The 23,175-nt window shown below is 42.3% G+C and carries 16 protein-coding genes and 1 riboswitch; of the genes, 4 read left to right on the top strand and 12 right to left on the bottom strand.

Features of this window, described 5'->3' with window-relative positions; translation table 11 throughout:
- Positions 1-4 precede the first annotated feature (4 nt).
- Positions 5-1,015 carry a cytochrome aa3 quinol oxidase subunit II gene (gene qoxA / locus ACXAEY_RS00865; protein ID WP_474814693.1) on the bottom strand — a complete coding sequence of 337 codons (1,011 nt, stop codon included), beginning with the start codon at positions 1,013-1,015 and terminating at the stop codon, positions 5-7.
- A gap of 337 nt (positions 1,016-1,352) precedes the next feature.
- Between qoxA and ACXAEY_RS00860 the strand changes: the two genes are divergently transcribed.
- On the top strand, positions 1,353-2,144 hold the full coding sequence (locus tag ACXAEY_RS00860; protein WP_474809823.1) for an SDR family NAD(P)-dependent oxidoreductase: 792 nt from the start codon (positions 1,353-1,355) through the stop codon (positions 2,142-2,144).
- Positions 2,145-2,179: 35 nt separating this feature from the next.
- Here ACXAEY_RS00860 and ACXAEY_RS00855 read toward each other — a convergent pair whose 3' ends face one another.
- From ACXAEY_RS00855 to ACXAEY_RS00845, 3 genes are all read right to left on the bottom strand, one after another.
- Positions 2,180-3,634 (bottom strand): sucrose-6-phosphate hydrolase, encoded by a 1,455-nt coding sequence (locus tag ACXAEY_RS00855; RefSeq protein WP_474809822.1) that lies wholly within the window; start codon positions 3,632-3,634, stop codon positions 2,180-2,182.
- A gap of 62 nt (positions 3,635-3,696) precedes the next feature.
- Positions 3,697-5,091: a sucrose-specific PTS transporter subunit IIBC gene (locus ACXAEY_RS00850; RefSeq protein ID WP_270180535.1), complete on the bottom strand. Its 1,395-nt coding sequence runs from the start codon at positions 5,089-5,091 to the stop codon at positions 3,697-3,699.
- A gap of 163 nt (positions 5,092-5,254) precedes the next feature.
- The gene (locus ACXAEY_RS00845) at positions 5,255-6,241 is read right to left on the bottom strand and encodes a LacI family DNA-binding transcriptional regulator (protein ID WP_270180536.1); all 987 of its coding nucleotides are present in this window, start codon (positions 6,239-6,241) and stop codon (positions 5,255-5,257) included.
- Between the two features lie 175 nt (positions 6,242-6,416).
- Between ACXAEY_RS00845 and ACXAEY_RS00840 the strand changes: the two genes are divergently transcribed.
- Positions 6,417-7,814: an MFS transporter gene (locus ACXAEY_RS00840; protein WP_474809819.1), complete on the top strand. Its 1,398-nt coding sequence runs from the start codon at positions 6,417-6,419 to the stop codon at positions 7,812-7,814.
- A gap of 29 nt (positions 7,815-7,843) precedes the next feature.
- Here the strand turns inward: ACXAEY_RS00840 and ACXAEY_RS00835 are convergent, their stop codons facing one another.
- The 5 genes from ACXAEY_RS00835 to ACXAEY_RS00815 form a co-directional block, all read right to left on the bottom strand.
- Positions 7,844-9,163 (bottom strand): FAD-dependent oxidoreductase, encoded by a 1,320-nt coding sequence (locus tag ACXAEY_RS00835; protein ID WP_474809817.1) that lies wholly within the window; start codon positions 9,161-9,163, stop codon positions 7,844-7,846.
- 89 nt (positions 9,164-9,252) lie between these two features.
- The gene (locus tag ACXAEY_RS00830; protein WP_270180539.1) at positions 9,253-11,121 is read right to left on the bottom strand and encodes a cation:proton antiporter; all 1,869 of its coding nucleotides are present in this window, start codon (positions 11,119-11,121) and stop codon (positions 9,253-9,255) included.
- Positions 11,122-11,239: 118 nt separating this feature from the next.
- Positions 11,240-12,337 carry a DEAD/DEAH box helicase gene (locus ACXAEY_RS00825; protein WP_474809815.1) on the bottom strand — a complete coding sequence of 366 codons (1,098 nt, stop codon included), beginning with the start codon at positions 12,335-12,337 and terminating at the stop codon, positions 11,240-11,242.
- A 46-nt stretch (positions 12,338-12,383) separates the two neighbouring features.
- Positions 12,384-14,540, bottom strand: a complete 2,157-nt coding sequence (locus tag ACXAEY_RS00820; protein ID WP_474809813.1) for a DNA topoisomerase III — start codon at positions 14,538-14,540, stop codon at positions 12,384-12,386.
- A 153-nt stretch (positions 14,541-14,693) separates the two neighbouring features.
- Positions 14,694-16,349 (bottom strand): glycoside hydrolase family 13 protein, encoded by a 1,656-nt coding sequence (locus ACXAEY_RS00815; protein ID WP_474809811.1) that lies wholly within the window; start codon positions 16,347-16,349, stop codon positions 14,694-14,696.
- Between the two features lie 198 nt (positions 16,350-16,547).
- A riboswitch (purine riboswitch) is annotated at positions 16,548-16,649 on the top strand.
- Positions 16,650-16,697: 48 nt separating this feature from the next.
- Here ACXAEY_RS00815 and ade point away from each other — a divergent pair.
- Complete coding sequence (gene ade, locus ACXAEY_RS00810) at positions 16,698-18,413, top strand: adenine deaminase (protein WP_474809810.1); 1,716 nt, start codon at positions 16,698-16,700, stop codon at positions 18,411-18,413.
- Positions 18,414-18,449: 36 nt separating this feature from the next.
- On the opposite strand, the gene ACXAEY_RS00805 is transcribed toward ade, so the two are convergent.
- Complete coding sequence (locus ACXAEY_RS00805) at positions 18,450-19,418, bottom strand: Gfo/Idh/MocA family protein (protein ID WP_474809808.1); 969 nt, start codon at positions 19,416-19,418, stop codon at positions 18,450-18,452.
- Between the two features lie 175 nt (positions 19,419-19,593).
- On the opposite strand from ACXAEY_RS00805, the gene ACXAEY_RS00800 reads away from it, so the two are divergent.
- Entirely contained in the window at positions 19,594-20,082 is a 489-nt protein-coding gene (locus tag ACXAEY_RS00800; RefSeq protein WP_270180545.1) for a CarD family transcriptional regulator, read from the top strand.
- A gap of 40 nt (positions 20,083-20,122) precedes the next feature.
- Here the strand turns inward: ACXAEY_RS00800 and gntK are convergent, their stop codons facing one another.
- Together gntK and ACXAEY_RS00790 are read right to left on the bottom strand one after the other, a co-directional pair.
- On the bottom strand, positions 20,123-21,652 hold the full coding sequence (gene gntK, locus ACXAEY_RS00795) for a gluconokinase (protein WP_474814691.1): 1,530 nt from the start codon (positions 21,650-21,652) through the stop codon (positions 20,123-20,125).
- Between the two features lie 81 nt (positions 21,653-21,733).
- Positions 21,734-23,086, bottom strand: coding sequence for a GntP family permease (locus tag ACXAEY_RS00790; protein WP_270180546.1), 1,353 nt, complete (start codon positions 23,084-23,086; stop codon positions 21,734-21,736).
- Between the last annotated feature and the right edge of the window lie 89 nt (positions 23,087-23,175).

Raw genomic sequence — 23,175 nt, 5'->3', positions numbered from 1 at the left:
TTCCTTAGTGCGACTCAGAGTGAGTGCCTTTATCTTCAGATTTCGAATGTTCATCATGGTTTTCATGTCCTTCATGGCTGTCATGACTTTCATGATCTTTGTGATCTTTATGTTCGTCGTGACCCTCATGTCCACCGTGAGATCCATGAGAATTTCCTTCTTTATACTCATCTAACGGGAGACCATTCCTTACTCTTGTTGCATATTCTGCATCCATACCGTGGTCGACCCATTTAAGGTGCGTTGAGGAGAACGTCATTTCATCTGTATGACTTTTTAACATCAGCTCGTTGTATTTGTCTTGAGTTAATTCAGGCGCGTCCTGTGCCTCGTCAACCCATTCTGCATACTCTTCTTCCGTTTGAGCTGTAACTGTAAATACCTGCTCTGAGAAGCCTTCTCCTGTGAAATTCGAGTTCCGGCCTCGATACTCTCCCGGTTCATCTGCTTGTAAATAAAGTTCTGTCATCATTCCGGCCATTGTATATTCCTGACCACCTAATGATGGAATCCAGAATGAACCCATGGAATCTGCAGAAGCAAGCTTGAACAAAATAGGACGATCTTCTGGGATATGGATGTAGTTAACCGTTTCGATATCCTCCTCCGGGTAGCTAAACACCCACTTCCAATCCACTGAAGTCGCATGAATAACAACAGGTTCTTTGTGAGCCGTTGCTTCAGGAGGCTCTTCTAACGCATAGATTGTTTTTACTGTTGGGATTGCAAGAGCAATCAAAATAATAATAGGGATGACCGTCCAAACAATTTCTAAGAATACATTTCCTTCAATTTCTGGAGGTTCATATTCAGGTCCGCTTTTTCGCTCTCTATATTTTACAAGTATGACTGTAAACAGAACGAAAACGACAACAACTATAAACAGCATTAATCCAATGGAGAAAAGAATCAGATTTGCTTGTTGTTCCGCTACGGGTCCTTTTGGATCAAGCACAGTTAAGTTGCTACAGCCGCTCAGAACAATGACAGACATGAACAGGGCGAAAGCTAGCATCGACTTTATTCGCTTCACCGCAAGGCCACCTTCCTTTCTTTCTCTATAGTAAAATCATAATTTCAACCTGATAAAACCGCTTAATGACAGTGCTTCGCAGTATCAACTATTATTCTAGCAGGGCAATAATAAAAATGTGATACACATCACAATGTGTCAAAAGTTGCTCAAGTTTCTATCACTTTTTCGACACATTTCGTACAAACTTTGTACATAATTGTGGAATTTTTTAACCTTAGTAGGCGAGTTTTTCCTAGGGTAGGCAAGTTTATTGAACAACTGTATTATTGTTTGATACAGTTGTCGAGGAACAAAGGGTGTTTGAAAGGAGATTATCATGGATTTACAAATGAAAAATAAGCTAGCTGTCGTTACGGGCTCTACTTCTGGAATCGGAAAAGGTATCGCCGAGGTATTGCTTAAAGAAGGAGCAAACGTCATCGTCAATGGTCGTTCAAAGGAACGTGTAGATAGTGTGGTTGAAGAGCTATCTTCATTCGGAGAGGTGTACGGCATTGCAGCAGACCTTTCACTACAGGATGAAAGTGAGCGTTTTGTTGAAGAAGTACACAAACACGGCGCAGTAGATATTCTTGTTAACAATATGGGAATGTTCGAAGTCAAACCGTTCGATCAAGTGACAGATGAAGAATGGATGACTTATTTCCAAACAAATGTCATCAGTGCAGTGAGACTTACTCGAAACTTCCTGCCATCTATGCTTGAAAGGAATTCAGGAAGAGTGTTGAACATCGCAAGTGAAGCGGGAGTAAAACCACTTTCTCAAATGATTCCATATTCCGTTTCAAAAGGTGCGATGATCAGCCTCTCACGTGGCCTTGCTGAAACGACGAAAGGAACGAACGTTACTGTTAACTCCGTTTTACCAGGACCAACCTGGACTGAGGGGGTAGCTGGCTTCATGAAAGGCGCTGCTGCAGAAGAGAATAAAGATCTAGAGCAATTTACGAAAGATTATTTCAAAGACAATGAACCAACATCTCTTATCCAACGCTTCGCAACAGTAGAAGAAGTTGCAAACACAGTGGCATACCTCGCATCCCCATTATCTTCAGCGATCAATGGATCAGCTCAACGAGTTGAAGGCGGCATTATTCGATCTATATAACAAAAAGCCTGGCCATTCGGCCAGGCTCTTTCATTTTATATGGTGATATGGTTCTTAATGTTCCATTTCGTTACATCAATCTTAGTATTACCTTCGGATTTAAATAGAAGGCTCTCATCTTCTTCAGAAGGAAAGTAGCGCGAAGTGAAAACTTCTTCCCCACCGTTGGTAAACACCTCGATTGATGAAGAATCCACGTAAAAACGCAGTTGTGTAACAGAATCGATCTTACAGCTTCTAGACTCTTCCGTTCCATCAACAAAGCTATTCCGTTTAAAAGTAAGCAGCTTTTCATCAGCATTGTATACCATCTCTGCTGCGTTTCTAAACACAACCGAGAAAGATCCCTTTACCTCTTTTACGTTGACGAGCAATTCATATACCTTGCCATTGAGCTCTTCTCGCTCCATCTGCTCATTGTAGAGGCTCACTTCAACTTCCGTTTTGCTCTGACGCATGTCGTTTAGCTCTTCCACCGGTAGTTGAATCAGCTTTCCGTCTCGGTAGTGAAGCTCCCGAGGAATCGTCAGCGTATGAATCCATTTATGTTTTCTCGTCGGATGATGCTCTTCATCCTGTTCCGGTACACCCATCCATCCGATAAGGAGACGTCTACCTTCTTCATCCTCGGTCGTTTGAGGTGCATAAAATTCAAATCCTCGATCGAGCTCAGTAAAGCCATCATGATCAAGGCGCCCTGTTTTATAATCGAGCTTTCCTGAAAGATAACCTGTTTGATATACGTTTTGATAAGCGTAACCTTCTGGTTTAAGACCTTGAGGGGAAAAGAGCAGTACATCGCTTCCATCTAAGTGAAATAGATCCGGGCATTCCCACATGAATCCAAATTCACCAAGCTTCTTGTGTTTGGATGCTGTAACATCACCCTTCAGACTCCAGTTTCGAAGGTCAGTTGATTCGAATAGGACAACTCGCCCTTCTTCTTTGTTATTTTGTGCGCCAATCACCATGTACCAAGTATCTTCATGCTTCCACACCTTAGGATCTCGGAAGTGTGCCGTGTATCCTTCTGGCAAATCAAGCACCACACCATTTTTCTTAAAATGAATACCATCGCTCGACTCTGCAATACATTGATAACTTTCACGATTTCCGTTTTCATCTTTCACGTTACCTGTATAAAACAGCAACATTTTATCGTCATGGCATATCGCACTACCTGAATAACATCCATCTTTGTCGAACCAGTCACCTGGAGACAATGCCGGGGAACGCAATGTCCAATTCACTAAATCATTTGATGTGTAATGACCCCAGAACTTAGCACCATGTCCTGTTTTAAATGGCATCCATTGGAAAAAGACGTGATATTCCCCATTCCACTGAATAAAACCATTTGGATCATTAAGAAGTCCAACAGGCGGCATAAGGTGGAAGTGCGGAAGGTGCGGATCAGACATCACCGTGTCTCTGTGCACCTCCATGTCTTCAATCGCTAACTGAATTAGTTCCTCATTTCTAGTTGTCATTTCGATCACCTAACTCGTTTATATTTGTAAAAGGGAGTCTAGGCAGACCCCCTTCATAAAAATTATTTATCTAGCATGCTATCTTTGAAGCCAAAAATCCACGTTAAGGCGAAGGCAATTCCAATCGCGATTACATTTACAAGAATATAAAGGAAGATTTGGCTGTTCAAGAACAATAGCGTACCTGGAATAACTGTTACAGCAAGTCCTGTAGCTTTTAACTTGAATAATGAAGCGAGGAATCCACCTACCGCTCCGCCGATCAGTCCCATTACGAACGGCTTCATGTAGCGAAGGTTCACACCGAAAATCGCTGGTTCAGTAATTCCTAAGAAAGCAGAAAGCGATGATGGTAACGCAAGTGCCTTAAGTTTCTTAGACTTCGTCTTCATACCGACTGCAAGTGCAGCACCACCCTGTGCTGCGATCGCTGCTGAAATGATCGGGTTAAACGGGTTAAAACCAAGATTCTCAAAAAGCTGAATCTCTAGGAAGTTAAAGATATGATGCACACCTGTGATAACGATGATCTGGTGGAAGAATCCAATGATCAAGCCACTTAGACCAAACGGAAGATCAAGAATAAATACAGTTCCATCCATGATGTACTCTTCAACTGTGTGGAAGATCGGTCCAATTGCAAACAGTGATAGGGTAATCATGATCAGTAATACTAGAAACGGCGTTAATATTAAATCTAGTGATTCAGGAACCATCTTTCGAATCCGTTTCTCAAGTTTCGCACCGATTAAACCTGCTACGAATGCTGGAATAACCGATCCCTGATACCCAACTACTGGGATAAAGCCAAGGAATTTAAGAGGCTCAGCATTTCCTGCCGCTACCTCCCAAGCATTTGGAAGGGCTGGCGTTACGAGCATCAAACCAAGGACAAGTCCAATTGTAGGATTTCCCCCGAACACCCTGAACGTTGACCATGCTACTAGCGCTGGCAGGAAGATAAACGCTGTATCCGTAAGCACTTGGGTGAACAATACGAAGTTATCTGAAATATCACCAGGCGTTAACCCAAACAATGCGAGTATTTCTTCTTGAAGAACGAGTCCACGTAGTCCCATGAATAAACCAGTAGCTACAAGAGCTGGAATGATTGGAACAAATACGTCCCCGAACGATCTGATCGCGCGTTGAAAAGCGCTTCCTTGCTTAGCTGCTTCCTCTTTTTGTTCCGATTTTGTTGCTTCCGCTAAACCGAGGGCAGATACCTCATCGAAGATACGGTTCACAGTACCCGTACCAAAAATAACTTGGTATTGACCGGAATTGTAAAAGGCACCTTTTACTTTTTCTATATTTTCTACTCTTTCTTGATCGATCTTTTCTTTGTCTTTGACCATGATTCGGAGTCTTGTTGCGCAATGTGCAACAGATTGGATGTTCTCTTCTCCTCCGATCGCATCGATTACTTCTTGTGCAATCTCTCTATTTGAAGCCATTTTCCTTACTCCTTTCTAAATGTGGTATCGATTCCACAAAGGTTATTTTATTGCGAGCGCTTACAAGCACTCGCTAACTTCTTTCCTTATTTCCAGATTGAATCATTTTGTGTGAACGATTCCACATCAGTAGAAAAAGATATGGTATCGTTTTCATTTGCTACTATACACTATCTCTTTCAATAAGTCTATAACTAAGTTTAATTTTTTGGTTTTCAAGGCTTTTTCCTTTTAGCTGCTTTAAAATGAGCTGCGCTGTTTGACGTCCCGCATCTTCATTAAAATAATCAACCGTGGATAAAGCGGGTGTAACATGTTTTGAGAGATCAGATGCACCAATTCCGAAGACGGCCATGTCCTCTGGTACTCGGATATCCTTCTCTTTCAAACACCCGAGCGCACCGATCGCCATTCGGTCAGTTACGGCCAAAATAGCTGACGGCATGCTAGTACCACTCGTTAATCTTTCAGCTGCTTCATACCCAGATTCAAATGTGAAGTCACCATACTGAATCCACTCTTCATCGATCGATAGGTTATGTTTTTTCATTGCATCTTTGTATCCCTCTTTACGAAGAACACCAACAGCATGATCGGTTTCTTGCACACCAATGAAGCCTATGCGCTGATGTCCTTTTGAAATTAGGGACTCCGCTATAGAGAATGCAGCATTATAATCGTCATACACGACAGAGGTAACGCCTTCGAGCTCCTGACCGAGAGCTACAAATGGACTGTTCGTTTCTTTTATCGTCTGCAATAATTCTTCATTCCGATTGGTAGCAAGTAAAATAATCCCGTCTACTTGACGACTTCTTAAGAGTTTAATATTTTCTATCTCTTTTTCTGGTTTTAGCTGTGTATTCGTAAGTAGAATTTGATAGCCGTTCTCTGCTAGTTCTTGCTCAATTCCGTTGACTACCCTACTCGCAGTTTCCGTACTGATTCTTGGAAGAATGACTCCGATTACACCAGAGCGCTTCGTTCTCATCGTTTTCGCATGGGCGCTAGGAATATAACCCATTTCTTGGACTGCTTTCAAAACCTGCTCTCTTGCTTCCTGGCTCACGTAACCATTATCGTTCAATACTCGAGAGACGGTGGTTCTTGAAACACCTGCCCGTTTTGCTACATCTTTGATGGTGGTCATATTCTTCACCCCTTTCGCGAGATTTACCAATCTAATCATAATAGATTATCCGCAATTTGTCTATAACTGGTAAAAGCGTTTGCTATGAGGCTAGTTAATTTACATCAAGGACGTTCCATTCTATCATTAGATGGTACTAATTATTTCGAGTTCCTAAATAGAAAGAAGGGTATTCATGCCAGATTCACATATAAGCAAGGAATTCACGCCGAACGAACGAAAACGATTGATCATCTTGGTGTGTACCATTCTTGCCTTTGCCGTTATGAACGGTACGATGTTTAATGTTGCAATACCAGATATTGCAGCTGCATTCGATTTAAGTCCGTCTGAAGTGAGCTGGGTACTAACGGGATATATTCTCGTTTTCGCAATCGGTTCACTCATGTATGGAAAGCTAGCGGATATGTATCCGATCAAAACTCTTTTCACGATCGGAATTAGCATTTTTGCGACCGGAGCATTTATTGGGTTTATCTCTCCCAATTACGAAACACTGCTTCTAGCAAGGTTATTACAAGCTGCGGGCGGTGCCACCATCCCCGCACTCGCATTCATTGTTCCGATTCGATTCCTTCCAAATGAAAAAGGACGCGTATTCGGACTCATCTCCTCAACAGTTGCATTCGCTTCTGGTGTAGGTCCGATCATTGGAGGCGTCGTCGGAGGTACGATGAATTGGAGGGTTCTTTTCCTTTTTTCAGTAGCGACGGTTTTTGCGATTCCTTTGTTCCGTAAATGGTTACCTAATGAAGAAAAGCGGAAGGGTTCCGTCGATATTCCTGGAGCGTTATTGATGGCTGCTTCAGTAGCAGCATTGCTCATTTATATCACGACTTTCTTGTGGTACTTACTTGCTTTATTCGTACTATTGTTCGGGTTGTTTCTATATCGTACGTTTACCATCGAGAAACCTTTTATTGATCCACTTATTTTAAAAAATACCAAATATACGATCACAGCACTTACAAGCTTTCTCGGCACTTCAGCACTATTTGGCCTTATTTTTGTTATACCGATCATGTTACGTGATTTAAACGAACTGTCTACGCTATCGATCGGGCTCGTATTATTCCCTGGTGCTATGGCAGCCGGGTTAATCGGTCAATTTGGTGGAAAGCTTATTGAGCAAAAAGGCGCTACGACAGTAGTTAAGCTCGCACTACTACTCATTGCGAGCGGAACCTTTTTTATCTCAACATTCTCAGGTTATGCAGCCTGGATCATCGTTCCATGTTTGCTGATCGCTTACCTTGGATTTCCATTGATTCAGAGCTCTACTGCTGACTTGATTTCTTCCATTTTACCCGAGCATCAAAACGGAGTGGGAATGGGTGTCTTCAACTTATTAAACTTCATGGCAGGCGCATTCAGTTCAGCGATATTCGGTCGTCTCCTGGACATGCAAAATGTGTCCTTAGCCTTAAATCCACTAGCGAAATTAGGCGACAATATCATCTATAGCAACCTCTATATCGGATTAAGTCTTGTAGCGATTGTGGCGTTAAGTGTTTTCACATTGAAGTTCCGCTTGAAGCATGAAAGGAAATTGTCTGAGCGACCTATTTCATAGACCTTTAGACCGGCCGAAAAGGCCGGTCTTTATATATGTTCAGCAGTATAAAGTCCGCTCGCTGCTGCCTGTGACAATGAATGTGTTTCGCCGGAACAATCTCCGATTAGATAAAGTCCTTCCACATCCGTTTCAAACCATTGATTCGTCTTGATTTTCGGCTCATAAAATTTGGCGTCTATCCCATATAACAGCGTATCGTGGTCGATCGGCTCACCAATAAGTTCTTCTACCGATTGTAAGAACTCTAGTATTGCCGTAATGTATTTCGCTGGCACTTCTTCTCTTAAATCTCCTGGTTCTGCTGACAAAGTAGGGCGTATCGTGTTCTCCATAAGGGCTTCATCTGTAGTAGCGATTCTATCTAACAAGTTCTGAAGTCGCTGGACGACTACACGCCCTCTCTCCCGATTAATACCGCCGATAATGTGTTGAGCAAAAGCATCCGCTTCTTTTTTAGAAGCAAAGATTGTAGGTACAAAAAGAGTGAAGTTAAGGTTTTGACTCTTCCCTTTTTCTAATTGATTCTGACCGTCAGGCATAACAAGGCCATGTTGATGTTTTCGTATGATACGACCATTCGGATTCATACAGTACGTTGTCGCTTCGTAATCAGTACCTTTTAAGTGGAGCTTTGTTTCAAAAGTATCTTCTAAAATTGTTTGGAGCTGATCTCCCCTCATCTCAACTCGGATCCCTAAGTCTAACCGGGATGGGCCTCTACGAAGTCCTAACGCCTCGCATTTCTCTAACATCCACTCACTGCCGCTGCTTCCCGTCGAAAGGACAACCTTTTTTGATCTGAAAGTTCCATGATTTGTTCTCACTGAAAAATCACGTTCCTTCGACACTTCCACGACATCCGCTTCGAATAGGAAATCGATGTGACGGTTCAAATCATCATATAAGTTTTGGAAAACTTCTGTTGATCGTTTCGTGCCAAGATGGCGAACGGTCGTTGATAGCACTTTTAATCCATGCTGCTCCGCTTCGGAAGCTAATTGTGGATTATGCGTTTGATAGCTCGGTACAGTTCCTCCTCCATACGAGCAAATCACGTCATCGACTTCTTTCATCAAAAGCAGCGCATTCTCGTTGCCAATCTTCATTCCTAAGCTACCACCAAAATCATTCGTATAGTTAAATTTCCCTTCTGATTTACCAAGCCCGGCAAAACCTATGTATTGATCACAAACTTCACAGTCGCAACCGTCTCCCTGACACGTTCGCTCATGAAGCTTTTTTCCTTTATCGATCATCAAAATACTGGCGTTAGGATGCAGTTTCGTCAGCTTATGAGCCATGAATATGGCGCTCACTCCTGCTCCGATTATAATGACATCATACATGTGACCCCTCCGGTTCCTACCTTTTTAGTCAGCATACCATATGACGACTGTTCCTTACCCATATAAAAAAAGGAAAAGGTCCAAGAACGTCATTCCTGACGTTCTTGGACCTTTTCGTCTTCACCTCGTTGCTTTTCAAGCTTTTGCTGGATACGATTAAACTCTTTACTCGGAGGCATTAAACTAACGACGACATCCCCTGCTTCAGCGCTCGACTCGAAGTCATGTGAGAAAAATTCGAGCTTTCCTGAAGGCTTTTTGATGAACAGCTGTACCGTTTCTTCATCGATTTCCTCTAGGTATTGGTCATAGTTATATTGCTGAGTGATGTTCGTCTTACGTAATACATAGCCACTTTCAACTTTTCGATTTAAGTGTTCCCAAGTCGCTCCCTCACGAAAAGCAATTCGCCCTCCGATCGTATGGACGAGCTCCTCGATGTCATCACCTCTGTCATTTCGAAGGCTGAGTTGATAGAGGTTGTTCCTTCCTATTTCCGGAACGAACGTTGTACAAACGAGCGCGTTATATGAATCAAGTTCTGTGGCGGCAATCATATATTCGTACGGAGTCAAATCTAACCGATATTCCGTTTGCTCTGAAAGAATTTCTCCTCGATAAAAAGGAACACCTGCTTTTCTAGCCGTAATCAATCTTTTCCAAGATGAATCAGTAACTAATACAGGTACTTTTAACTGTTGAAGCGTACGTGAAAGAGCGGTACTGAATGAGCTCCCTCCCACGATGACAACACCAGGCTGCTCGTCACTCGCTAGATTTAACTTTTCAGCTGTCCAGCGAATAGAGAAACCATGGGCAACAACTGTTGCGAAGACAAGGGCAAAGGTTAAGGAGATCAGTATCTTTGCATCCTCAAATCCTGCATCGAGCAGAACACTGGCAAAATAACTTGCAACCGTTAATGCGACGATTCCACGAGGTGCAATCCATCCGACAAGCGTTTTTTCCTGCCAAGAAAGATCAGTTCCAAGTGTAGACAGCCAAATCGATAGTGGTCTTACAATAAAGAGCATCAACAGTACGAACGCTAAGATCTGCCATTGGAAGATCTCCAATAACGTTTCGACGGATAGAGATGCCGTTAGCATGATAAAGACAGTCGATATGAGTAAAACAGAAATGTTTTCTTTGAAATGCCTCATATCATCGATCGACGAGATATGCATATTTGCAATCGTGATCCCCATTGCAGTTACTGCTAATAATCCTGTTTCATGTGAGATCTCATCCGCTACTGTGAAACATAAGATCACGACACCAAACACTACTGGAGATTTTAGAAATTCTGGTACGTACCCTTTCTCAAACATCCATCCGATTCCGCGTCCACATAAGAATCCAAACAGTGTCGCAAAGAGGGATGCTAAGAAGAAGAAGAGAAGGACCGTAGGCGTAGCTTCTTCAAGTTGAAGAAACTTGATGATTTCAAACGCGAATACCGCAAGCAGTGCACCGAGTGGGTCTACGATGATTCCTTCCCACTTTAATATCTTGGCTGGTCTTGGCTTAAGTTTCGCCTGTCTCAACAACGGTAAGATGACGGTCGGTCCGGTCACGATAAACAAACCACCGATCACAAACGCTACTCCCCATGATAACCCTGCCACATAATGTGCAGACAGAGAACCTAATAACCATGCTAGAAAGGCACCCACGGTTACGATTCTACCCACAGGTTTTCCTAGTCCCTTTATTTCGCGAAAATCTAAATTCAAACTTCCCTCAAATAAAATAATTGCAACTGCGATAGAAACAAATGGATCGAACAACTCTCCAAAAACGTTATCTGGGTGTAGTATTCCGAAGATCGGACCTACAAGCAGTCCGATGATGGACATGACTACGATGGCTGGCATGTTAAAGCGCCAGGCAAACCACTGTGAAAATACACCTAGGACGCCGACAAGCATGATATTAAACAAGATCGAATCTACCACAGGTAGCCTCCTTATCAAATCAGTTCTTTTATATTTAAGTATTCTATAACTTTAAATGATTTCAGTAAAATTGTATGGATTTCTGCTCACGTTTTTTTGAAATTAGTAAATAGTGCTCCTACAACGTTTTTCTTTTTAATTGTATTTGTAAGGACCTTTCGATCATTCGAAGCATGTTCTCATCTGAAGGAGTAGCAAGTGTAACGGCTATACCTTGAGCTCCCCCACGAGCAGTCCTTCCGATCCGATGAACATACCCCTCAACATCGATGGGAATGTCATAGTTGATCACATGTGTCACTGCCTCGATATCAAGACCTCTTGCCGCAATATCCGTAGCAATTAGAAATTGAATCTCATCGTTTCGAAATTCCTCAACAACTTGTTCCCTTTTAGCTTGAGAAAGGTTCCCGTGGAATATCCCACATTTGTAGTCTTTTTCACGGAGAGATTCGGCTAAACGATCCACCCTTCTCTTTGTTCTACAGAATAAAACGGCTTTATATGGCCGAAATTGGTGCAGGATCATCAATAAAGTCCCCAGTTTTTCCCTGGCTTTTGTAACAAAAACGGTTTGTTTGATATCTGGAACCTTCAAGACGGAATCGTCATAACACTCTACAGGAGTTTTCAGAAATTTGTTCGAAAGCTCTTTAATAGGTTCGGGCATCGTTGCGGAGCAAAGAACTGTTTGTCTGTTTTCCGGTAGAACGCTCATCAGCTCCATCACTTCTGGTAAAAAGCCGATATGTAACATTTGATCCGCTTCGTCCAGAATGGTTAATGATACTGAACTGAGGTCGATCGTTCCACGCCTCAAGTGATCAAGTAGTCTTCCTGGTGTTCCAACAGCTATCGTCGCTTCCTTAAGACGGTCGATTTGGATTTGAATAGCTTGCCCACCGTATACTGCAACTGCTTGTTCTTCTCTTGGTAAAAGTCTCATCACTTCATTCGTGATCTGAATCGCTAACTCTCGAGTAGGTGTCATAACAAGCACGTTTACCCTATTTTCAACAGATTTAAGCCTTTCGACTGCAGGAAGAAGAAAGCCAAACGTCTTTCCTGTACCTGTTCTAGCCCTTACGATCGCATCCTTTCCCTCTAATATCGAAGGAATCATCTTTCTCTGTATATCAGTAGGCGTTTCTATACCATCTTCTATTAGAAATTCGATCGTTTTCTTATCTATACCCATTTTGATAAACTCATTCATCACTTACCCTGCTTTCTATCGAAAAAGAAGCAGGCGTACCTGCTTCTTACTTATCTTGATCAAGCTTCAATTTCGAAAGTGCATCAGCTAGAGCCGTATTGACCGGTTCTTCTTTTTGCTGACTCTTCATGTATTTCGAAACATCACGCTTAGATGCTTTATGATTCTTTTCATTGCTTTTTCGTTTGTTGAATGAAGAAAGCTTCTCTCTATGACCACACTTACAAATAAATGTTTGAGCTTCACCCTGTCCATGCAGTTCTAGTTTTTTCTTACACTTCGGACAGCGCGCATTCGTCACTCTACTCTTTCCTTTTCGGTAACCACATTCTCTGTCCTGACAAACAAGCATCTTGCCTTTCTTGTTCTTCACTTCTAACATCAGATTACCGCAATCAGGGCACTTTGTACCCGTAAGGTTATCATGTTTAAATTTCTTCTTGCTATCTTTTATATTCTGCACCGTTTCTTCTGCATAACTCTTCATTTCTTTGATAAAAGCTTGTTTCGACAGCTTGCCTTTAGCGATCGCTTCAAGTTTTTGTTCCCATTCAGCGGTTAACGCTGGAGATTGAAGCTCATCTGGAACGAGTTCAAGGAGCTGTTTTCCTTTTGCTGTTAATGTAATGTCTTTACCCTTCTTTTCGATAAGAAAACTATTGAAGAGTTTTTCAATGATGTCCGCTCTCGTTGCAACTGTACCGAGACCACCCGTTTGACCAAGCGTTTTGGCAAAGCGTTTGTCTTGCTGCTCTAAGAATTGAGCTGGTTTTTCCATGGCAGTTAGTAATGAGCCTTCATTGAAACGTGCCGGTGGATTCGTTGTTCCTTCTGTTCTTGTAAGGGAAAGAACCTTAAGCTTCTGGCCTTCCTGAAGCTCTGGTAGCAGTTCGTCCGTCTCTTCGTTACCATACACTTCCTTCCAACCTTTAGAAACCACCTTTTTCCCTTTTGCTTCAAACGATTCGCCGTTGATCTTCGCTTGAACTGTCACCTGCTCGTATTCATAAGGCGGGTACAAAGCAGCTACAAAACGCTTCACGATCAGATCGTACACCTTACGATCTTTGTCACTCAACTCTCGAATGATTGGATGCTGCTCTGTTGGAATGATCGCATGATGGTCAGATACTTTCCGATCATCGATAATATGATTCGCCCTAAGTGGTTGTGATGTGATCTTTTTAGCAGTTTTTTCATAGGAGGAAACGGCTTGAAGTCGTTCTTTAAGCGTTTCTTTCATATCTGAAGACAAGTAGCGTGAATCTGTTCTCGGATACGTGACAAGCTTATGCTGCTCATATAACCTTTGCGTAGCTGACAGCGTTTCTTTTGCCGAAAATCCATACCTTTTGTGGGCTTCTCTTTGTAGTTCTGTAAGATCGTAGAGGCCAGGTGAATATGTTTTCTTCTTCGTCTTATCGATTGCTTGAACAGTCGCATCTTCATTACTCGTTTTATTCTTGATATCATCGATTTTGCTTCGATCAAAAAGGTTACTTTCGTTATTGCTGCTACGCCATTTGAGTGAGAACCCGTCTACAACAGCTACAAGTCCATAATACTTTTCAGGCTTAAACGATTTAATTTCCTCTTCACGATGCGCGATCATGGCAAGAGTTGGCGTTTGGACCCTTCCGCTAGAAAGCTGAGCATTAAATTTCGTTGTTAACGCTCTTGAAGCATTTAAGCCAACGTACCAGTCTGCTTCAGATCTTGCGACTGCCGATTGATATAATGCTTCATAGTTCTTTGCGTCTTTTAAGTTTTTAAACCCTTCTCGAATCGCCTTATCTGTAACAGACGATATCCAAAGTCGTTTCATCGGTTTATTCACTCGTGCTTTTTCGATGATCCATCTTGCTACAAGCTCACCTTCACGTCCTGCATCAGTCGCAATGATAATCTCGTTTACATCTTTACGGTTCATTTGAGCTTTAACGGCGCTAAATTGCTTACCGCTTCGTTTGATGACAACAAGTTTTAGCGGCGAAGGCAGCATCGGTAAGTCATCTAAGTTCCACGTTTTGTATTTCTCATCATACACTTCTGGATCTGCCAAGGTCACAAGGTGTCCTAATGCCCATGTGACGATGTAGCGGTCTCCTTCTAAATACCCGTTACCTTTCTTAGAACAATTCAGTACTCTAGCAATATCTCGTCCAACTGAAGGTTTCTCAGCAAGAATTAATTTTTTACTCACTATACCAATCTCCTCAACAATACCTATACTTTTCTATCATCATACCAGCTACATTGTTGCACGTGAAACATTCTAGTTAAAAGAAGCATTTCTTTTACTAGCTGAAAGATAAAAGAAAGCTGCTTCAGACGCAGGTCCGAAACAGCTTATCGATTAAATTCTATACACTCTTGCTTCATATGGTTTTAGGACTAAAGCTGTGCTCTCACTTTTTTCGATGTCGTAATTATGAAGCAACAGGTTTTGATGCTTCAAATCTAAGTCAGCCGTAAACTCTGCTGCTTCAGTCGAAAGGTTCGTGATCACCACGACGCGATCGTCACTTGTCGTACGCGTATAAGCGTAAATTTGTTTATGATCTTTAAGGATCAGATCATAAGCTCCATACGTGAAAACAGGATTTTCTTTTTTTAGAGAAATCATATCCTTATAGAATGAAAGCACGGATCCTTCTTCTTGTTCTTGTTTTGCAACGTTGATTTCCTTGTAGTTAGGGTTTACTTTCATCCAAGGAGTCCCTGTTGTAAATCCAGCGTTCGAATCCGTGTTCCACTGCATCGGTGTACGACTATTATCTCTGGACGATGCCCAGATCACTTTCATGATATCTTCATGAGATACGCCTTTTTCTCGCTGAATACGATAGCGATTTTTATCAGCTACATCATCATAATCATCGATCGATGGGAACTGAACGTTCGTCATTCCAATTTCTTGTCCCTGGTAGATAAAAGGCGTTCCTTGCATGAGGAAATACATCGCACCCATTGAAGTCGCGCTTTCCTTCCAGAATTCTTTGTCATTTCCCCATGTAGAGACGACACGCGGTTTATCATGATTCTCTACGAAAAGAGCATTCCATCCATCATTCTCGAGGCCTTTCTGCCAACGAGTCAACACTTTCTTCAATTCAACGATATCTAATTCACTGTTTTCTTCAGCATCCCATAGTCCAAGGTGCTCAAACTGGAATATCATGTCCATCTTACCTTGTTCTTTACCGACCCATTGATCTGCTTGATCGATCGAAACACCGTTTGCTTCACCGACTGTCATAACATCGTAGTTTGCGTACGTCTTATTCTTAAATTCTTCAAGGAAAAGCTGAATGCCTTCCTGATTCATATGCATATCGAAAGATGAAACATACTTCTCATCTTTAGGGTTAGGCATATCCGGTAGACCAGGGCGCTTTTTAATATGACTGATCGCATCGATGCGGAAGCCATCGATTCCTTTATCGAGCCACCAGTTTACGGTTTCATATAAGGCATCACGGACATCTGAGTTCTCCCAATTTAGGTCAGGCTGTTTCGTTGAAAAAACATGCAGGTAATACTGAGCAGTTGTCTCATCGTACTCCCACGCAGAACCTCCAAAGATACTTTCCCAGTTGTTTGGTTCATGTCCTTCTTTACCATCTCGCCAAATGTACCAATCACGCTTTGGATTTTCCTTTGAAGAACGAGATTCAATAAACCATCTGTGCTCGTCACTCGTATGGTTCAGTACAAGGTCGATGATCAACTTCATTCCACGCTTGTGCACTTCACGAAGTAGAAGATCAAAATCCTCCATTGTTCCGAAGTCGTCCATAATATCTTGATAATCCGAAATATCATACCCATTGTCATCGTTTGGAGACTTATACATCGGACAAATCCAAATGACGTCGATCCCTAAATCTTTAATATAATCAAGTCGTTCTATAATCCCTTGCAAATCACCAATTCCATCACCGTTGGAGTCCTGAAAGCTGCGGGGATATATTTGATAACCGACTGCTTCTTTCCACCAAACTCTATTCATTCTCCTACACCCCCATCAATTTATAAAAAAGAGTTACCTGTAAGTGCAAACGTTTGCTCAATTGTGTAATAAAAAAAGCGCTTCTATGATATCGCTTACTTAATTCTACTCGCAATCTCCATAATTATCAATATACTTGTAAAAGTAATTTTAGAAGCATGAATTGACGTTGCGATGGAGAATGTATAGAATACCTTATTAATCGCTATCAGAAAGCTTCGTATAATTTTGGAGATAAGGTCCAAAAGTTTCTACCAAACTACCGGAAATGGTTTGACTACGATGATCACTTACGTATCATCCCCTGTCAGGCTGGAGAATTCCAGAACGAGAGGAGATATCACAAGAATGGAACAATTTATTAAAAGAATTCAAACCGCATCAGGTGACCGTGCTGCAGATACCGTTATTAAAAACGCAAGGATATTAGATATCTATAATCTACGTCTCATTGCCGGCGATGTTGCGATTACAGATGGAAAGTTTGTTGGGATAGGGGCTTTTGAAGGAAAAGAAACGATCGATGCCAAACAAAAAATCCTCGTACCAGCTCTAATCGATGCACACGTCCATATCGAATCCGCCATGGTTTCCCCTTCACAATTCTCAAAAGCCGTTCTCCCACATGGTGTCACAACTGTTATTACCGACCCCCATGAAATCGGTAATGTGCTTGGAGCGGAGGGGATTTCGTATATGATCGATGACTCAGAGAACATACCGATGGATGTTTTCTTCATGCTTCCATCTTGTGTTCCATCCACGCCTTATGAAAACGCTGGAGCCGTTCTAACCGCCAATGACTTGGAACCTTTTTACAATCACCCTCGTGTTCTTGGTCTTGCTGAGGTTATGGACTACCCTTCCGTCAAACATACAGACCCATCGATGATGGATAAGCTTCTTGATGCCCACCGATACGATAAGAAAATCGATGGACATGCAGCTGGTCTTCCTAGCCATGCACTAAACGTATATAAATCTGCAGGCATCAATACAGATCATGAATGTGTGTCAGCTGAAGAGGCATTAGAACGCATACAAAGAGGCATGTATGTTTTGATACGTGAGGGCTCAGTCGCAAAAAACATGAAGCAGATCTTACCAGCGGTCACTCCTCAGAATGCAAGGCGCTTTCTGTTTTGTACGGATGATAAACATATGGACGACCTTATTTCAGAAGGAAGTGTCGATCATAATATTCGTCTAGCAATCAAACATGGGATCGACCCCTACCTTGCCATTCAGATGGCTTCACTCAATGTAGCTGAATGTTATGGACTTAATAAAGGAGCCATCGCCCCTGGTCTAGATGCAGATTTTCTAGTGATGAACGATCTAGAAACGTTTGATATCTACCAAGTCTTTCGAGAAGGAAAACTTGTCGCCGAAGACGGTACGACTTCATTTAAACCTAAACCTCTCTCCTCTCAAGAGATTCGTAACACAGTAAACATACAGACGATCACGCAAGAAAGCTTACGTATTACACTTGAAAGTAAACGTGCGAACGTTATTGAGATTGTCCCTAACCAGATTGTGACGAAGCACCTCACACTTGACGTAGAGACAACTGAGAACACATTTATACCTTCCAAAGAAGCTGACCTTATGAAGTTAGCCGTTATTGAAAGGCATCATCATACAGGAAACATCGGTCTTGGAATTGTGAAAGGTCTCGGTTTTGAGAAAGGTGCGATCGCCACTACAGTCGGTCATGACTCCCATAATGTAATCGTTGCGGGCACAAACGACGAGGATATCCTATCAGCAATCGATGCTCTTAAACAAATAGGCGGAGGACTAGTGGTTGTAAGGGATGAGGAAGTAATCGGTGAATTGCCGTTACCGATTGCAGGTCTTCTTTCAGACAAAGGGTATCAAGCTGTTAACAAAGGGCTGCTTGAGCTAGACATCGCTCTGAAAGAAATAGGCGCTCCCGAACATTTCAACCCCTTTCTAACCCTCTCTTTTCTAAGCCTTCCAGTCATTCCGGAACTAAAGCTCACTGACAAAGGTCTATTCGATGTAACAGCATTCAAACATATTTCGATTGACGAGTAAACGAAACCCGCCTGGCATGATGCCAGGCGGGTTATTCTATGAAATGATCGCAACTTCAGACTCTTGCTGCACAGAACGATAAGATGCTTCCATCAACACCGTTAGATCGAGTGCTAGTGCAATGTTTTCATCCGTGCGTTTGTTATGTTTCACATGTTCCACCCATTGGTTGAATGGAGAAGGTCGATCAGCTGGGATTGAAACTTTCTCGAATCCATTTCCAGTGTTTAGTAACAAATGACCTTCATCTGCCCTATATAAAACTGACCCTTTCGTTCCATGCAATTCAATTGTAAAAGGTGAATGAGGGTTAACGAATCCTGTTTCAATAATGCCAAATGAACCTGATCCATATTGAAAGGTTACAACAGCTTGGTCTTCAACTTCTTTTCCAGTCATATACCCAAATTGCGCAGAGATCCGCTGAGGCATTCCTTGAAACAGCCTCGTTAAGTAAACTGGATGACATCCTAAATCGATTAGCGCTCCACCCTGGCACGTTTCTACGTCATAGAAATGATGCGGTAACCAGTCTGCTATCGCTCCATCATGAGCAAGACGCACTCTAGATTGCGTGATGTCACCGATCTCACCTGAGGCGAGGATATCTTGTATCGCTTTCGTATAGCCGTCATACACTCTCGGCAATGAAACGAACAGCTTTACACCCTCTTGCTTCACCGTTTCGATGATTTCTAGTGCTTCCTCTTCTGTTGCCGCCAGAACCTTTTCTGTAAAAATGTGTTTTCCCGCTTTGGCTGCTTTTATTATAAGATCTTTGTGCATGTTCGTTGGAGATGTAACGACCACTCCATCGATCGTATCGCGTCTTAGAAGATCGTCGATACTGTCTATGTACTCTGCTCCCCACTTTTGTGCTTCACTTCTACCTCGCTCCTCATATTCATCCCAAACCGCTGTAATGTGTGTTTCAGGATGATCGAGTGCTTCTTTCGCATAATCCTTTGCGTGAACGTGCCAAAAACTTAACATTGCGAGATTCATAACGGAAGCCTCCTATAAATACAAAATGATAACGCTTTTATCAATTGTATAGGAGTTGGTTGCGATCCATCAATTATAGAGGTAAAGAAATTTAAATAAATTAAAATTAGTGTGCATTTTCTATTTATGATATAATAGTAGTTGTGCTATAATTAAATATTTTGGAGGTGGGCGCTTGTTTGAGGTAGGCGACAAAGTTTTTTATCCCATGTACGGTGCAGGTGTAATTGAAGCTATTGAAGAAAAAGAGATTCTGGGCGAAACACAGCTCTATTATATTCTTAATATTTCATTTCGCGATATCCAGGTGATGATACCGAAGGATAAAATGGAGAATTTGAATATCCGTGAAGTGTTGGATTCGAGTAAAATGGACGATATTCTAACAACATTCCATGCTGATGCTGAGCTTGATGCTGAACCAAATGCCAATCGAAACCAGCGATACCGCGATAATATGAATAAGCTTAAAACCGGGGATATTCGTAACCACGTAGAAGTGATTCGCGAACTGGTTACCCTCAACAAGAAAAGACCACTAGGAACAGACGATAAAAAGCTGCTTGAAAACGCTCAGCAGTTTCTCATAAGTGAAATCGTATTAACGAAAGACGTTAAGCTCGATCAGGCTACGTCGATGTTACATGAAGCCATCTACCAGTAAGCTAAAAGGACAGCACCGAAGCGGTGCTGTCCTTTTTTCATCATTTCCCTAATACGTTCGTCTGAAATGCTGAAATAGCTTTATATTCTTCAGTTAGCTTGTTCGAAATACTCATGTAAATCGGTAATAGTTCAGCATATAACTTCACGCTTTCTTCTTCAGGCTGGTGCGCATACGTGCTACCAACGAGGTCTGATACGATTTTGTAAGAATCGATTTCTCCTAACGCCTCCATCCCTAGGACGATCGCACCAAGGCAAGAGCTTTCATAACTTTCAGGAACGATGACTTCTTCATTAAAAATATCCGCCATCATTTGACGCCACAGAGCTGATCTTGAGAAACCGCCAGTCGCTTTAATTTGATTCGGTTCGCCGATCAGTTCCTTTAGAGCCTCTAGGACACTATATAGATTGAAGATAACGCCTTCTAAAACCGCTCGAATCATATGCTCTTTCTTATGGTGCATCGCAAGACCGAAGAAGCTGCCTCTTGCATCTGAGTTCCATAGTGGAGCACGTTCTCCCGCAAGGTAAGGGTGAAAAATTAACCCATCTGCCCCTGGTCGCACTTGCTCTGCGATTCTAGTTAAGATTTCGTACGTGTCGATACCAAGACGTTTCGCCGTTTCCATTTCAGAAGCTGCGAATTGATCTCTGACCCAGCGGAACGTTATCCCCCCATTATTGACAGGCCCTCCGATCACCCACTTGTTTTCAGTGAGCGCATAACAAAAGATTCGTCCATGTGGATCTGTGACAGGTCGATCAGTGACAGCACGAATAGCTCCACTCGTTCCGATCGTTACCGCGACAACGCCTGGCTCGATCGCATCAACACCTAGGTTTGATAAAACCCCATCACTTGCTCCAACGATAAATTTAGTAGAAGCACTTAATCCTGTTTCATCGATGTATGGTTCTTTCAATCCCTCTATGACCCTAGTAGTCGAGACTGGTAGAGATAGTTTCTCTTCAGTAATACCTGCCACAGATAGAGCCTCTTCATCCCAATTAAGTTGTTCAAGGTTGAATAGTCCCGTTGCAGATGCAATCGAATAATCGACTACGTACGTATGGAAAAAGCGATAGAACACATATTCTTTGATCGAAATAAACTTGGAAGCTGATGTAAACAACTCCTCTTTCTCGTTTTTTAGCCATACTAATTTTGATAAAGGAGACATCGGATGGATTGGAGTACCTGTCCGCAAGTAAATGTCATGCCCATTCATCTCTGACTTGATTTTTTCAGCCCACTTCGCACTTCTGTTATCCGCCCATGTGATGCAGTTTGTCATCGGCTTCCCTTCAGAATCGACAGCTATCAGACTATGCATGGCAGAACTGAAAGACACGAATGAAATGCTCTCTGCAGAAAGACTCTCCTCAGTCAGTACTTCTCGAATCGACTTAACAACCGCAAGTAAAATCTCTTCGGGGTTCTGTTCAGCAATACCTGGTTTAGGGGTTAAAAGCGGATATTCAACGCTATGCTTTGTAACTGGATGACCTTTTTCATCAAATAAAACAGCTTTGGTACTCGTCGTTCCAATATCAACGCCGATCATAAATCTATTTTTCAAAGGAATCTCCTCCTCTAGTTAGGTGTAATAACAAAATGCGAGCATACCGCTCGCATTCGACTTCTATTATCCAATAAAGAAACTACATACAAACACAACGGCGAATCCGACTAGACCGATTAACGTTTCCATAACGGTCCACGATTTTAATGTGTCTTTTTCATTTAATCCTAAGAATCTATTCACTAGCCAGAAACCAGAATCGTTCACGTGAGATAAAACCGTTGCACCAGCTGCAATGGCAATTACCATCATACCTAATACCGGCCCTTGCATATCCATGCTTGTGATGAGTGGTGACATAAGACCTGCAGCGGTTACCATCGAAACGGTGGCAGAACCTTGAGCAACACGTACAGCAGCAGCGATTAAGAAAGCCAATAGAATTGGAGGTAATGGTGAAGAGGCCATCTTTTCACCTAATACCTGTCCAACACCGGAATCGATCAACACCTGTTTAAAAACACCACCTGCACCTGTTACAAGAATGATGATTCCCGCAGGCTCAAGTGCTTTATTCGCTATACCCTGCACATCTTCCTTCGTATACCCACGTAATGTTCCAAGTAGAATGAATGCAAGGATTGTCGCGATCGTCAATGCCACGAAAGGATGTCCCATAAACGTTAAGAAAGAGCGTAATGGAACGAGCGAGCTTCCATCTTCAATCAGAAGATCAGATAGCGTGTTCGCTAGAATCAACACGAGCGGAATCGAAATCAAGCTCGTAACGAGCCAAAAGCTTGGGAGCTCTTTATCATATTCTTTTTCTTCGATTTCCATGTAATCTGGTACTGTCGCATGAATTTTCTTACCGATATAACGTCCGAATAAAGGACCTGCAATGATCATAGAGGGGATACCCGCTAATACACCAAAGAGAATTACCCAGCCAAGATCAGCTCCAATTAAATCCGCAACTGCGATGGGTCCTGGAGTCGGCGGAATAAAGCTATGCGTAACCGCAAGTCCTGCTAATAGCGGAATCGCATAATGGAGCAGCGACTTCCCTGTTTTTTTTGCGAGACTATAGACAAGTGGGACAAGGATGATAAAACCAACATCAAAGAAGACCGGAATCGCTACAATAAAACCCGTTAAACCAAGTGCCCACTGAGCTCTTCCTTCTCCGAACTTTTTGATAAGCGTTTGTGCAAGGCGTTCAGCACCACCAGAAACTTCTAGCATCTGTCCGAACATGGCACCTAAACCAACGACCACAGCTACGAACCCAAGGGTTCCACCCATACCGTTCTTAACCGATTCGATCACACCATCTAATGGCATACCTGCCGCAATTCCTACTAATAAACTTACTAGTAATAATGAAACGAACGCGTGTAATTTTGTTCTGATAACTAGAAATAAAAGTACAAAGATAGCAAGAACGGCTAACAGAATCAGCATATTACCCGACATGATTTTATCCTCCTTTATTTTCCTGTGTACTAACCTCTTCGATCGCTTCGTCAATAATTGCGACGTCAATGAGGAATCGCTTACATAAA

It is taken from the genome of Anaerobacillus sp. ABA4_114 (assembly GCF_056159065.1).
Note: the sequence above shows the minus strand (reverse complement) of the source record. Positions and strands in the feature narration are given on the sequence as shown.